General features: G+C 72.4%; 14 protein-coding genes. 5 read left to right on the top strand and 9 right to left on the bottom strand.

What is annotated here, in order from left to right; genetic code table 11:
• Positions 1-93: 93 nt before the first annotated feature.
• Positions 94-888: a VOC family protein gene (locus ACIRQY_RS19135; RefSeq protein ID WP_351789528.1), complete on the bottom strand. Its 795-nt coding sequence runs from the start codon at positions 886-888 to the stop codon at positions 94-96.
• A gap of 490 nt (positions 889-1,378) precedes the next feature.
• On the opposite strand from ACIRQY_RS19135, the gene ACIRQY_RS19130 reads away from it, so the two are divergent.
• Positions 1,379-2,026, top strand: a complete 648-nt coding sequence (locus ACIRQY_RS19130; RefSeq protein WP_351789525.1) for a TetR family transcriptional regulator — start codon at positions 1,379-1,381, stop codon at positions 2,024-2,026.
• A gap of 109 nt (positions 2,027-2,135) precedes the next feature.
• On the opposite strand, the gene ACIRQY_RS19125 is transcribed toward ACIRQY_RS19130, so the two are convergent.
• On the bottom strand, positions 2,136-2,804 hold the full coding sequence (locus tag ACIRQY_RS19125) for a DUF4097 family beta strand repeat-containing protein (protein WP_403927066.1): 669 nt from the start codon (positions 2,802-2,804) through the stop codon (positions 2,136-2,138).
• Between the two features lie 233 nt (positions 2,805-3,037).
• Here ACIRQY_RS19125 and ACIRQY_RS19120 point away from each other — a divergent pair, with 233 nt between their 5' ends.
• Positions 3,038-3,913 carry a helix-turn-helix domain-containing protein gene (locus tag ACIRQY_RS19120; RefSeq protein WP_403927063.1) on the top strand — a complete coding sequence of 292 codons (876 nt, stop codon included), beginning with the start codon at positions 3,038-3,040 and terminating at the stop codon, positions 3,911-3,913.
• A 95-nt stretch (positions 3,914-4,008) separates the two neighbouring features.
• On the opposite strand, the gene ACIRQY_RS19115 is transcribed toward ACIRQY_RS19120, so the two are convergent.
• Positions 4,009-4,491, bottom strand: coding sequence for a nitroreductase family deazaflavin-dependent oxidoreductase (locus ACIRQY_RS19115; RefSeq protein WP_403927319.1), 483 nt, complete (start codon positions 4,489-4,491; stop codon positions 4,009-4,011).
• 9 nt (positions 4,492-4,500) lie between these two features.
• The gene (locus ACIRQY_RS19110; protein ID WP_403927061.1) at positions 4,501-5,799 is read right to left on the bottom strand and encodes an acyl-CoA dehydrogenase family protein; all 1,299 of its coding nucleotides are present in this window, start codon (positions 5,797-5,799) and stop codon (positions 4,501-4,503) included.
• 105 nt (positions 5,800-5,904) lie between these two features.
• Here ACIRQY_RS19110 and ACIRQY_RS19105 point away from each other — a divergent pair, with 105 nt between their 5' ends.
• Positions 5,905-7,068 carry a thiolase C-terminal domain-containing protein gene (locus tag ACIRQY_RS19105; RefSeq protein WP_351789513.1) on the top strand — a complete coding sequence of 388 codons (1,164 nt, stop codon included), beginning with the start codon at positions 5,905-5,907 and terminating at the stop codon, positions 7,066-7,068.
• A gap of 292 nt (positions 7,069-7,360) precedes the next feature.
• Positions 7,361-8,023, top strand: coding sequence for a pyridoxal 5'-phosphate synthase (locus tag ACIRQY_RS19100; RefSeq protein ID WP_403927057.1), 663 nt, complete (start codon positions 7,361-7,363; stop codon positions 8,021-8,023).
• Between the two features lie 103 nt (positions 8,024-8,126).
• Here ACIRQY_RS19100 and ACIRQY_RS19095 read toward each other — a convergent pair whose 3' ends face one another.
• From ACIRQY_RS19095 to ACIRQY_RS19085, 3 genes are all read right to left on the bottom strand, one after another.
• On the bottom strand, positions 8,127-9,473 hold the full coding sequence (locus ACIRQY_RS19095; protein ID WP_403927054.1) for a dicarboxylate/amino acid:cation symporter: 1,347 nt from the start codon (positions 9,471-9,473) through the stop codon (positions 8,127-8,129).
• A 427-nt stretch (positions 9,474-9,900) separates the two neighbouring features.
• Complete coding sequence (locus ACIRQY_RS19090) at positions 9,901-10,167, bottom strand: DUF4229 domain-containing protein (protein WP_351789504.1); 267 nt, start codon at positions 10,165-10,167, stop codon at positions 9,901-9,903.
• A gap of 129 nt (positions 10,168-10,296) precedes the next feature.
• Complete coding sequence (locus ACIRQY_RS19085) at positions 10,297-10,857, bottom strand: hypothetical protein (protein WP_403927050.1); 561 nt, start codon at positions 10,855-10,857, stop codon at positions 10,297-10,299.
• 158 nt (positions 10,858-11,015) lie between these two features.
• Here ACIRQY_RS19085 and ACIRQY_RS19080 point away from each other — a divergent pair, with 158 nt between their 5' ends.
• Positions 11,016-11,549, top strand: coding sequence for a GNAT family N-acetyltransferase (locus tag ACIRQY_RS19080; protein ID WP_351789499.1), 534 nt, complete (start codon positions 11,016-11,018; stop codon positions 11,547-11,549).
• A gap of 162 nt (positions 11,550-11,711) precedes the next feature.
• On the opposite strand, the gene mqnE is transcribed toward ACIRQY_RS19080, so the two are convergent.
• Positions 11,712-12,875, bottom strand: coding sequence for an aminofutalosine synthase MqnE (mqnE, locus tag ACIRQY_RS19075; protein WP_351789496.1), 1,164 nt, complete (start codon positions 12,873-12,875; stop codon positions 11,712-11,714).
• 53 nt (positions 12,876-12,928) lie between these two features.
• Complete coding sequence (locus ACIRQY_RS19070) at positions 12,929-13,384, bottom strand: Lrp/AsnC family transcriptional regulator (protein ID WP_351789492.1); 456 nt, start codon at positions 13,382-13,384, stop codon at positions 12,929-12,931.
• Between the last annotated feature and the right edge of the window lie 90 nt (positions 13,385-13,474).

Below are 13,474 nucleotides of genomic sequence, written 5' to 3'. Positions count from 1 at the left end.
CACCGGCCGTGCGGAGGGCCGGTCGGTCCGGGGCGGGCGGCGGGGGACGGAGCGGGACTTTCGGGGCGGAGCGCGGCGGACGGAGTACGCGGGTCAGGGCGTCCCGGACGGCTCGCGCGGTTCGGCGAGGACCGCGAACCGGGCGCCCTGGTCGTCGTGGAGGACGGCGATGCGGCCGTGCGGGGTGTCGAAGGGCGGGACGGCGACCCGGCCGCCGAGCCGGACGGTGGTGGCGCAGGCCTCGTCGCAGTCGCGGACGGCGAAGTAGACGAGGACGTGGCCGGGGAGTTCGGCGGGGAAGTCGTCGGTGAGGACGGCCCGCCCGCCGAAGGCGGCGTCGTCGCCGGGGCGGGCTCCCGGCGGGGACCAGACGCGGTAGTCGAAGCCGGGTTCCCGGCCCTCCTCGCGGGCGTCGGCCTGGCGGCCGAGGTAGCCGAAGACCCCGGCGTAGAAGGTGTCGACGGCGTCGGGGAGGCGGGTGTACACCTCCATCCAGCAGAAGGTGCCGGGGACGCCGGTGGCCCCGAAGCCGTCGTCCTCGCCCTGCTGGCGGAGGCCGAAGACGGCGCCGCCGGGGTCGGCTGCCAGCGCGAGGACGCCGAAGGGGCCGACGGGGTAGGGCTCCATGACCATCCGTCCGCCCGCCGCCCTGATCCGGGTGGCGAGGGCCCCCGCGTCCGGGGTGGCGAGGTAGAGGGTCCAGGTGGTGGGCATCCGGCCGTCGCGCTTGGGGAGGAGCCCGGCGACCGGGCGCCCGTCGAGGAGGGCCTCGCCCCGGCCGGGGCCGAAGGTCCAGCCGAACAGCCCGCCGTAGAAGCGTTTGCCCGCTTCCAGGTCGGGGAGCTGTGCGTCCACCCAGCAGGGGGTGCCCTCGGTGCGTACGGCCATGGGGTCACGCTAGGGCCGTGGAGACGGTCCCGCACCCCTCGAAATACGAACAAAGTAGCGATTTTCTGGCGTACAACCCTTGGGGCGCTTGAGTTGTCCACCGAAGTTTTCCACAGCCTGTTCATAAGCCTGTTCGGGTACGGGGTTCCCGTGGCCGCCCACCCGGGCACACCCAGGGCCCGGGGCGGGCCCGCACCCGGAGCCGGGGGCCGCACCTCGGTCGCACGCCGTCCGCACCTCGGCCGTACGCTGCCCGCACCTCGGCCGTACGCCGTCCGCGCACGGGCCGTACTCCGTGTGCACACCGTCCGTACTCCGTGTGCGCACCGTCCGTACGCCGTCCCGGACTGGCGAGATCCCGCCCCTCCCCGCCGCCGGGGCCCCGGCCCGGACACCCGTGCCGACCTCGTAGAACACGGACGCAGCAGGGGTGCACCCCATTTGCAGTCGGCCGAATCGCGCGCCGACACCCCCTCGGTAAGCTGACGGCATGACAGGACAAGTACGCACCGTCGACGGCCGCGTGGCCGGACGACGCGGCCAGGCGACGCGGCAGAAGCTGCTCGACTGCCTCGGCGAGATGCTCAGCTCCTCGCCGTACCGGGACGTCAAGGTCATCGATGTGGCCCGGAAGGCGGGCACTTCACCCGCGACGTTCTACCAGTACTTCCCGGACGTCGAGGGCGCGGTCCTCGAGATCGCGGAGGAAATGGCCAAGGAGGGAGCCGGGTTGACCGAACTGGTCTCCGGCCGCTCCTGGGTCGGCAAGGCCGCCTGGCAGACCTCCGAGGACCTGGTCGAGGGCTTCCTGGACTTCTGGCGCAGGCACGACGCGATCCTCCGGGTCGTCGACCTCGGTGCCGCCGAGGGCGACAAGCGGTTCTACAAGATCCGCATGAAGATCCTGAATTCGGTCACCAACTCCCTGACGGACTCGGTGAAGGAGCTCCAGGCCAAGGGCAAGGTCGACAAGGAGGTCAGTCCCGCCGCCATGGCGGGCTCCCTGGTCGCCATGCTCGCCGCGGTCGCCGGCCACCAGAAGGGCTTCACCACCTGGGGTGTGAAGCAGGCCGAACTCAAGCCGAACCTGGCCCTGTTGGTCCACCTCGGCATCACCGGCAAGAAGCCGACCAGATAAACCCGCCCGCCCCCTCCACCCGTCCTGTCGCCGACGCCGACGGCGGCCCGCCCCCACGGACCGCCGTCGGCGTCGCCGTGTCCGGGCCCCGCCGGGCACACCGGACGCCTCACAGACTGCGGGCGGTGATGTCGCCGTAGGAGGTGGTGGCGCGGACGGCGAGGTCGGCGGCGCCGTCCGTGTTGCGGAGCGCGTTGTGGACCCGGCCGTGGGCGGTACCGGCGTCCAGGGTGGCGGAGACGCCCCGGGCCGCGACGATCTCGATCTCGCCGTACGCGGTGTCGAGCACGACCGTGCCGCGCTCGGCGGCGGCGACCCGGAGGTCACCCTTGCTCGTACGGATCTCGGCGGAGCCGCCGAGACGGCCGACCGTGATGTCACCGGCCTGGAGGACGAGCCGCGCGTCCCCGGTCTCGTCGAGCTTGACGGTGCCCTGCGCGCCCTCGAAGGTGACGTCCCCGAGCCGCCCCACGCCCCGGAGGTCGGCGGCGGCGGCCTTCGCCTCGACATGGGAGCCGGCCGGGAGCTGGACGGTCACCTCGACGGAGCCGGAGGCGCCGAGGACCCGGCGCCCGCCCTCCGGGACGGCGATCCGCAGGACGCCGTCCGCGTAGCCGACCTCGGCCCGCTCGGCGGCCTTCACGTCGCGGCTCTCGGCGGCGTTCGCGGGGCGGACCTCGACCGTGGTGTCGGTCCGGTCGGCGGCGATGAGGCGGATACGTCCGGCGGGGATGTCGAGGACGGCGGTGACGGCGGCCGGGGTGAGGAACTTCTGCATGACGCTCTCCTTGGGGTTTTTGCTTCCGTTTCCGATGAGAGAAAGCTACGTTGCGTTCACAGATCCAGCAACACTTTTGTTGCATCCATTCGCCATTCCTGCTGGTCAGATGCAGTAAATCGTTGCAACGAACCAGAATCTAACGCAACAACCCTCCCTCGCTCGTTGCAATGAAGTGAAGGTGAACGCTAGGCTGGGGGCATCACGCTGCACACATCACGAAGGAGACAGGGATGCCGGGCGGCAGGCTCACCCAGCAGGAACGTCAACGGATCGCCCTCGGCCTCGCCGACGGCCTCCCCTACGCGGAGATCGCCCGGCGGCTCGACCGCCCCACGTCGACCGTCACCCGCGAGGTCATGCGCAACGGCGGACCCGCCGGATACCGCGCCGACCTCGCCCACCGCGCCACCGAGCAGCGCGCCCACCGGAGCGGGCGGACCGCGTCCCGGCCGGCCGCCCCGGCGCCCCAGCCGCACGGGCGGGACGCCGGGGCGGTGCGCGCCTACGAGGAGGTGTTCACGACCGTCCTCATGCAGTCGGGAATGCCGCAGATGACCGCCCGGGTGATGGCCGCCATCTGCCTCGCCGACAGCGGCAGCCTCACCGCGTCCGAGCTGGTCCAGCACCTCGGGGTCAGCCCCGCGTCCGTCTCCAAGGCCATCACGTTCCTGGACGCCCAGGGGTTCGTCGCCCGGGAGCGCGACGAGCGCCGCCGCGAGCGGTACGTCGTGGACGACGACGTCTGGTACCGGTCGATGCTGGCCAGTGCCCACTCGACCGCGCACATCTCCGCGACCGCGCGGGAGGGCGCCGGGGTCTTCGGACCCGGCACCCCGGCGGGCGCCCGGCTGGAGAACATCGCCCGCTTCCTGGACTTCGTCTCGGAGAGCATTGCCCGCGCGGCGGAACAGGCCCGCGAGATCCTCCACACGAAGCCGGGGCCGGTTCCGGCGACGGACGTCCCCCGGACCCCGGACGCCCCGGACGCCCCGGGGGACGGGGAAGCCGAGGAGACACCGGACGACTCGGGAGCCCCGCATCCCTCAGGAGCCCCGGCCTCCCCCGACGCTCCCGCCTCCCCGGCGGCCTCGGCGGCCTCGGCCTGAGGCCCGGCCGCCGAGGGACATCCCACCGGGCGCCCCGTCAGGCAGCCCGCCAGGCAGCCCACCGGGGCCCGTCAGGCATCCCGCCGAGCACCCCGTCAGACGCCGGGCGTCCGCCGGGTCAGCCGGAAGAGCCTGATCTCGCGTTCGATCCGGGCCTGATAGGTGGCGTACGGCGGCCAGAACTCCAGGGCCGCCCGCCAGGCCTCCGCCCGCGTCTCCCCCGTCAGGAGTTCCGCACGGACGGGCACGTCCTCACCCCGCCAGTTCACCTCGGCGTCCGGGTGGGCGAGCAGATTGGCCGTCCAGGACGGGTGCCCGGGGCGGCCGAAGTTGGAGCCGACGAGCAGCCAGCGCCCGTCCGGCTCGGGCATGCAGGCGAGCGGGGTGACCCGGGGCAGCCCGCTGCGGGCGCCCCGGGCGGTGAGCACGACCCCGGGCAGCATCCGCGCGCTGAGCAGTACCTTTCCCCGGGTCAGCCGGTGCACGGCCTTGTCCATCGCGGGCACGACGTGCGGGCCGATCCGGGCGAAGACCCGGGTCGACGACACCTTCTGCATGATGGTGCGCCCCACCGACATCACGGCCATCTACGCCGCCTCCCCGAAGAGTCCGGTCCGTTCCGCCGCCCGTGCGCGCAGCCGCCGCACGGGCCCGAAGAGCAGTTCGTCGGAGGCGGCCCGTTTGAAGTAGAGGTGTGCCTCGTGCTCCCAGGTGAAGCCGATGCCGCCGTGCAGCTGGAGGGACTCCCCGGCGGTGGCCCGCAGCGCCTCCAGGGCGTGGGCGAGGGCGAGCGGTCCGCTCTCGGGCCCGGGCCCCGGCTCGCGGGCGGCGCAGTGGGTGAGCGAGCGGGCGGCCTCGATCTGCACGTACAGGTCGGCGAGGCGGTGCTTGACGGCCTGGAAGGAGCCGACGGGCCGCCCGAACTGCTCGCGCGCGCCGACATGGGCGACGGTCCGGTCGAGGGCCTCGCGGGCGGCGCCGACGGCTTCGGCGGCGATCATCACGGCGGCGGTCCGGCCGGTGACGGCGAGGGCGCCGAGGACGTCGGCCGGTTCCTCGCCGAGGAGTTCGGCGGGGGTGTCCCGGAACTGCACGGTGGCCTGGGTGCGGGTGAGGTCCAGGGTGGGCATCCGGGTCCTGACCAGCCCGGGGGCGGGTGCGTCGGGCCCGTCCCGTACGAGGAGGAGCAGGGTGCGGCTGCGGGCGAAGCCGCCGGTGTGGGCGGCGACGAGGAGCAGCCCCGCGCTGTGGCCGTCGACGACCTGGGCGGCCTCGCCGTACAGCCGCCAGCCGTGCCCGCCCCTGGCGCCTCCCCCGGCGCCTCCTCCGTCGCCGCCGCCCGCGTCGCCGTCGGCCCCGGTGACCGGCCGGGCCTGGACGCCGCCCGCGCGCCCGCCGCCGGACCAGCTCTCGGCGGTGTTGTCGCCGGTCAGGCCGAGGGCAAGGGCGAGGGCCGCGCCGGGGACGGCGAGGGCGCAGGTCAGACTGCCGTCGGCGAGGCGCGGCAGGAGCGCGGCGCGCTGGGCGGGGGTGCCCAGGGCGGTGAGCAGGGGGGCGGTGAGGACGCTGGTGGCGAGGAGCGGGGAGGGGGCGAGGGCGCGGCCGGTCTCCTCGCAGGCGAGGGCGAGTTCGGCGAGGCCGCAGCCGACGCCGCCGTACTCCTCGGGGAGGGCGAGCCCGGCGAGGCCGAGGGTCCGGGCCATCCGGGCCCAGAGCCCGGGGTCGTACCCCTGGGGGGTGGCGGTGGCCGCGCGGTTCTCCCGTGGTCCGGCCCGTTCGGCGAGCAGGTCCCGCAGGGTGCGCCGGATCTCCCGCTGCTCCTCGGTGAGCGGGGCGGCGGGCGAGGTGGTCCCGGCGGCGGGCTCTGCGCTGTCGTCGGCGTCCATGGGGCTCCCTCCGATTCTGACGGTGCGTCATGCTAGGCCGGTGGTGGGCGGGTTGCCAGAGATGCGCCGGTCCCGATCGAGAGAATCTGATGTACCGTCAGATTCATGTCCTCCCTCACGCACAGCGCCCGCCGCGTGGCCGTCGTCGGCGTCGCCCTCTCCGACGGCGGCCGGGTCGACGAGGCCACCCCGTACGCGCTGCACGCCCAGGCCGCCCGCCGGGCCCTCGCGGACAGCGGGCTCGACCGCTCGCTGATCGACGGCCTGGCCTCGGCGGGGCTCGGCACCCTCGCGCCGGTCGAGGTCGCCGAGTACCTGGGGCTGCGGCCCCGCTGGGTGGACTCGACCTCGGTGGGCGGCGCCACCTGGGAGGTGATGGCCGCGCACGCCGCCGACGCCATCGCCGCCGGGCACGCCAACGCGGTGCTGCTCGTGTACGGCTCCACCGCGCGCGCCGACATCCGGGCCCGGCGGCGCACCTCGAACCTCTCGTTCGGGTCGCGCGGCCCGCTCCAGTTCGAGGTCCCCTACGGGCACACCCTGATCGCCAAGTACGCGATGGCCGCGCGCCGCCATATGCACCAGTACGGGACCACCCTGGAACAGCTGGCCGAGGTCGCCGTACGGACCCGGGCGAACGCGGTGCTCAACCCGGAGGCGATGTTCCGCGAGCCGATCACCGTCGACGAGGTGCTGTCCGGGCCGATGATCGCGGACCCGTTCACCAAGCTGCACTGCTGTCTGCGCAGCGACGGCGGCTGCGCGGTGCTGCTGGTCGCCGAGGAGTACGTGCGGGACTGCCGTACCGCCCCGGTCTGGGTCCTGGGGACGGGCGAGCACGTCTCGCACACCACGATGTCGGAGTGGGAGGACTTCACGGTCTCCCCGGCGGCGGTCAGCGGGCGGCTCGCCTTCGAACGGGCGGGCGTGACCCCGGCGGACATCGACCTCGCCGAGGTCTACGACGCCTTCACGTACATGACCCTGGTGACCCTGGAGGACCTGGGCTTCTGCGCGAAGGGCGAGGGCGGGCCGTTCGTCCAGGAGAAGGACCGGCTGCCGGTGAACACGGACGGCGGCGGGCTCTCGGCCTGCCATCCGGGGATGCGCGGGCTGTTCCTGCTGGTGGAGGCGGTACGGCAGTTGCGCGGGGAGGCGCCGGGGCTCCAGGTGCGGCGACCGGACGGCTCCCTGCCGGAGCTGGCGGTCGCCTCGGGGACGGGCGGCTGGTTCTGCTCCTCGGGCACGGTGGTCCTGGGCCGCGGCTGAGGCCCCGGGCCCGAGACGCGCACGGGCCGACGGGCCGACGGGGCACTCGTACGGCCAGGCGCGCGCAGGCGGGACGCCGGGTGCGGCCTGACAGGAGATCCCGCACGGGCGGCGACCCGCAGGGGGCGACCTGCGGACCGTCGCCGCCACCTCCGCCACCGCCCGGGCGGCGGCGCACGCCGCCCCGCTCCACGAGCACCCCGGCCGCCCCGCGCCCCCATACCGAGCCCACGGCCCCCGGGCGCTCCGCGCCGCGCCGACCCCCCGGCGCCCCGCGCCCTACCGTGGCCCCATGAACGACTTCCACGACGCACTGCGCTCCCTGAGGGTCTGGGACACCGAACTGCCCGCCTTCGAACCGGCGGACGCCCCGCCCGAGCCGCTGCCCCTCTTCCACGACTGGTTCACGGCGGCCGTCGCGGCGGGCCAGAGCGAACCGCACACCCTCTCCCTGGCGACCGCAGGCGCCGACGGCCGCCCCGACGTGCGGACGGTGATGCTGCACGACGCCGACGCGCGCGGCTGGCACTTCGCCTCGCACGCCACCAGCGCCAAGGGCCGCCAGCTCGCGGCGCGCCCCGAGGCGGCGCTCGGCTTCTACTGGCCGGTCCAGGGCCGCCAGGTCCGGGTCAGGGGCCGGGTCGTCACCGGCACCTCCGAGGAGGCGTACGAGGATCTGCACGCCCGTACCACCGGCGCCCTCGCGGCGGCCCTGGTGGGCCGCCAGAGCGAGGTCCTGGACTCCCCGGAGACCCTCGCGGCGGCGAGCGGGGCGGCCTGGCAACGGGCGGAGACGGACCCGACCGCCGCCGTCCCGACCTGGACCCTCTACGTCGTCGAACCGTCCGAGGTCGAGTTCTTCCAGGGCGACGCCCGCCGCCGCCACCTCCGGCTGCGCTACCGCCGCACACCCGCCCCGGAGACCCCCTGGACCCGCGAACTCCTGTGGCCGTGAGTCCCGCCGGAAACCCGCGTGCCCCCCGCCCGGACAGGGGGCGGGGGGCACGCGGGTGCGGGGGCGGGATCGCGCCGGGCGGAGGGCCCGGCGGGGTCCGGGGTCAGACGGTGGCCGGGACCGCGACCTTCTGCTCGGCCTCGCGGACGTCGACCAGCTCGTCGATCGGGGACGCCGAGGCGTTCTCGTACGCCGTGTGGTCGAGGATCTTCTCGCGGGCGGCGACGATCACCGGGACGAGCGCCTGGCCGGCGACGTTGGTGGCGGTCCGCATCATGTCGAGGATCGGGTCGATCGCCATGAGCAGGCCGACGCCCTCCAGCGGGAGGCCCAGGGTGGAGAGGGTCAGGGTCAGCATGACCGTGGCGCCGGTCAGACCGGCGGTGGCCGCCGAGCCGATCACGGAGACGAAGGCGATCAGCAGGTAGTCGCCGATGCCGAGCTGTACGTCGAAGATCTGCGCGATGAAGATCGCGGCGAGCGCCGGGTAGATCGCGGCGCAGCCGTCCATCTTGGTGGTGGCGCCGAACGGGACGGCGAAGGAGGCGTACTCCTTCGGGACGCCGAGGCGCTCGGTGACCTTCTGGGTGACCGGCATGGTGCCGACCGAGGAGCGGGAGACGAAGGCCAGCTGGATGGCGGGCCAGGCGCCCTTGAAGAAGTGCAGCGGGTTGACCTTGGCGACCGTCGCGAGCAGCAGCGGGTAGACGCCGAAGAGGACCAGGGCGCAGCCGATGTAGACGTCGGCGGTGAAGGTCGCGTACTTGCCGATCAGCTCCCAGCCGTAGTCGGCGATGGCGAAGCCGATGAGGCCGACGGTGCCGAGCGGGGCGAGCCGGATGACCCACCACAGGGCCTTCTGCAGCAGTTCGAGGATCGACTCGGAGAGGGTGAGGATCGGCTTGGCGCGGTCGCCCAGCTTGAGGGCGGCGATGCCCGCGACGGCGGCCATGAAGACGATCTGGAGCACGTTCAGCTCGGTGAACGGGGTGATGACGTCCGTCGGGATGATCCCGGTCAGGAAGTCGATCCAGGAGCCCTCGCGCTTGGGCAGCTTGCCGTCCTGCGGGGTGAGGCCGGTGCCCGCGCCCGGGTTGGTGATCAGGCCGATGGCGAGGCCGATGGCCACCGCGATCAGCGAGGTGATCATGAACCAGAGCAGGGTGCGGGTGGCGAGCCTGGCGGCGTTGTTCACCTTCCGCAGGTTGGTGATCGAGACCAGGATCGCGAAGAAGACGAGCGGGGCGACGGCCAGCTTGAGCAGCTGGACGAAGATGTCGCCGATCTGGCCGAGGGTCTCCTTGAGCCAGGAGACGTCCTGGCTGCGGGCCAGCCAGCCGAGCAGGACGCCGAGGACCAGACCGGCGATGATCTGGGCCCAGAAGGGGACCTTCGGTATGCGGGAGGAAGTCGGAGGCTTCGTCTCGGGCGTGGTCGCGGACGCGGACACGGGCACACTCCACAGGTGCGTATGCGGGGCGATACGGGGACGGGGGTGCGGCACAGACGCTCTCGCGCGGGCCGCCGCATGATGCCGGGTCAGAGCTCGCGGCAACAGACCGCGGACATACAGCGGCACAGATCGACGTGCAGGCGCGCCACGAGCGGGATGCCCGGGGCATGGGGAAGTCGCACTGCTGTCGTCATGTCGAATACGTTAACACTTGAACTTTGAGAACCTCAAAGCCCTTCTTTGGGGGAATCCGGCCCTCCGCCCACCTCGGAAACGCAGAACACCCCAGGCGGGAGCCTTCGAAGCTCCTGCCCGGGGTGTCCGGGGGTCGTACGTGTCTGTGACGAACCTTACGTGGCCTTTATGGGACGGGACCCCGCTCGGGCGCGGATCGGACCCCGCCCGCCGCGCGCCCCGACCGGTCCTAGAGCGCGTCCTCCTGGGACCGGTTGGCCGCGAGGCGGCCCTTGGCGCGGTCCACCCTGGCGACGACCTCGACGCTGGCCTGGTCCCGCACCTTGCGCAGCAGGACGAAGCTCAGCGGGGCGGAGATGACGATGGAGAGCACCAGGACCCAGAGCAGGTTCGAGTCGCCGAGCCCGCGCGGCAGCACACCGGCGTAGACGAGGCCCCACAGGGCGAGGAAGCATCCGGCGAAGATGCCGAGCCGCATCAGCGTGTAGCGGAGCATGTCAGTCCACTCATCCGTTCCGACGTTTCCGGGTTTCCGAGAGGCGCCCAGGGGCCCCAAATGGGGACGAGCGCCCCTCCAGTGAAGCACGGGGAGGGGCGCTCGCCGGGAGGGGGTCCCGGGCCGGGTTCAGATCAGCCAGCGGTGCTCGCGGACCAGCGGGAGCCGCGCCCAGCGTCCGCCGAGGCCGTAGTAGCTCCCGGCCCCGGTCGCGGCGGTGATCAGGAGAACCAGGGCGATCATCCAGTGGTCGTCCAGGAAGGGGTTGGCGCCGGGCCAGAGGGTGACGAGCCACATGAAGCCCATCATGAGCGAGCCCGAGACGGCGGCGACGCGCATCCCGATGCCGAGGATCATGGCGAGGCCGACACCGAGCAGACCGAGCATGAAGAGGGTGTCGAGCCACCAGGCACCCGCGACCGAGTCGAACATGTGAGCGAAGGGGCCGCTGGTGCCGTGCAACAGGAAGCCCTCGGTGGGGTGCCCACCGTTGATCCACGCCCCGGCCGACGGGGTGGCCTTGCCGAGACCGAAGGCCTTGTCCAGGAAGGGCCAGAGGAAGTAGAAGCCGACCAGGACCCGGGCCGCCGCGAGAACCTTGCGGGCGGGGGCCGAGCGGACCAGGACGTCGTCCTGGCTGCCCGGGAGGTGGGCGCGGCGGGTGGGGCGCTGCGGCGCGTGGACAGCCATGACGGACCTTCTTCCAGCTTCACGTCTCAGGTGCTTGTGAATACATTCACAAGCTACTCCCGTCGCCGGTCACGACTCCACCGCCGAAGGTCCCGAACCGGACGGCCCAAGGTCGGGAGCTCTTGAGGAGTCAACCAAGTAATAGATAAGATGCTGACATGACCCTTACTTTCGAGGTGGACCCGGCGGTCGACCCCACCTTGCGCGACGGCCTGCTCTCCCTCTGGGCCGACGTCTCCAACGCGGGCGGAGCCGTCGGCTTCGTGGCCCCCGTCACCCCCGACGAGATCCGCCCCGCCCTGATCAGGCACCTCGTCGCCATGACCGAGGGCGGCACCCGGCTGCTCGTCGGCCGCGACGAGGACGGCGAGATCGCCGCCACCGCCTTCTTCTCCTTCAACACCCACCCGCTGATGACCCACTGGGTGTGGCTCTACACCGTGATGGTCCACCCCCGGCACCAGGGCAAGGGGTACGGCCGCGACCTCATGGCCGCCGTCGAGCACACCGCGGGGACCGCCGAGGGCTTCGAGGCGATAGAGGCGATCCGGCTGACCTGCCGGGGCGGCACCGGCGTCGACAGCTTCTACGCCAGGTGCGGCTACAAGGAGGTCGGCCGCGTCCCCGGCGCGATCCGGGTGGCCCCCGGCGACGACCGCGACGACATCATCATGCTGCTCCCGCTGCACTGACCCCGCGCCCCGCACCGGAACACCCCGCACCGGACACGCGGAAGGGCCGGCGGGATCACTCCCACCGGCCCTTCCCCGATCGCCCGGGGCGACCCGGTCACCGCACGCAGCCCTTCCCGGGCCCCGCGCGCCGCCGGTCCGCCCGGTCCCGCGTGCCGTGCCTCAGACCCGCATCGCCTGCGGCGACTCGCGCCGGTCCGCGTCCGGGCCCGGGTACTCGCGGATGATCTCGTACCGGGTGTTCCGCTCGACCGGCCGGAAGCCCGCGTCCCGGATCAGCTCCAGCAGGTCCTCGCGGCCCAGCTTGTTCGGCGTGCCGTAGTTGTCGGCATCGTGGGTGATCTTGTACTCGACGACCGAGCCGTCCATGTCGTCGGCACCGTGCTGGAGCGCGAGCTGCGCCGTCTGCACGCCGTGCATCACCCAGAAGACCTTGACGTGCGGCACGTTGTCGAAGAGCAGCCGGGAGACCGCGAAGGTCTTCAGCGCCTCGGCGCCGGTCGCCATCGTGGTGCGCGCCTGGAGCCTGTTGCGGATCTTGCCGTCCTGCATGTCCACGAAGTCGTGCTGGTAGCGCAGCGGGATGAAGACCTGGAAGCCGCCGGTCTCGTCCTGGAGCTCGCGCAGCCGCAGCACGTGGTCCACCCGGTGCCGGGGCTCCTCGATGTGCCCGTACAGCATGGTCGAGGGGGTCTTGAGCCCCTTCTCGTGGGCGAGCCGGTGGATCCGGGACCAGTCCTCCCAGTGGGTGCGGTGGTCCACGATGTGCTGCCGGACCTCCCAGTCGAAGATCTCGGCGCCGCCGCCGGTCAGCGACTCCAGACCGGCCTCGATCAGCTCGTCCAGGATGTCGGAGGCGGACATCCCGGAGATCGTCTCGAAGTGGTGGATCTCGGTGGCGGTGAAGGCCTTGAGGGAGACGTGCGGCAGGGCCTTCTTCAGCTCGGAGAGGGAGCGCGGGTAGTACCGCCAGGGCAGGTTGGGGTGCAGCCCGTTGACGATGTGCAGCTCGGTGAGGTTCTCGTTCTCCATCGCCTTCGCGAGGCGCACGGCCTCTTCGATGCGCATGGTGTACGCGTCCTTCTCGCCCGGCTTGCGCTGGAAGGAGCAGTAGGCGCAGGAGGCGGTGCAGACGTTGGTCATGTTCAGATGCCGGTTGACATTGAAGTGGACCACGTCGCCGTTCTTGCGGGTCCGGACCTCGTGGGCCAGCCCGCCGAGCCAGGCGAGGTCGTCGGACTCGTACAGGGCGATGCCGTCCTCACGGCTCAGCCGCTCACCGTCCCGGACCTTCTGCTCCAGCTCGCGCTTGAGCCCAGCGTCCATCTGCGGCCGCCTCCCTCTTCTCCTGAAATCAGACTCGGTCGTTCACCGTACTCTCAGCCCTCTTCGGGCAGCTCCCCGACCCGGTTCTCCCACTTCGTGGAGAGCACGATCGTGGTGCGGGTGCGCGAGACGCCCTTGGTGCCGCTGAGCCTGCGGATGGTCTTCTCCAGGCCGTCGACGTCGCTGACGCGCACCTTGAGCATGAAGGAGTCGTCGCCCGCGATGAACCAGCAGTCCTCGATCTCGGCGAGGTCCTTCAGACGGCGGGCCACGTCCTCGTGGTCGGCGGCGTCGGAGAGGGAGATGCCGATGAGGGCGGTGACGCCGAGGCCGAGGGAGGCGGCGGCGACGGTGGCGCGGTAGCCGGTGATGACCCCGGCCGCTTCGAGGCGGTTGATGCGGTCGGTGACGGAGGGGCCGGAGAGCCCGACGAGACGGCCGAGCTCGGCGTACGAGGCACGTCCGTTCTCGCGCAGAGCCTGGATGAGCTGCCTGTCCACGGCGTCCATAGCGAAGAACCTTCCATTGTCCAGCGATACCGCGCGTTTAGGTGTAGAATCTAAGGTACACAGGGAAGAAGCCCTGTGAATCTTTCATCA

The organism is Streptomyces sp. NPDC101490, from assembly GCF_044767145.1.
Taxonomy (GTDB): domain Bacteria; phylum Actinomycetota; class Actinomycetes; order Streptomycetales; family Streptomycetaceae; genus Streptomyces.
This window is presented reverse-complemented; position numbering and strand designations above follow the sequence as displayed.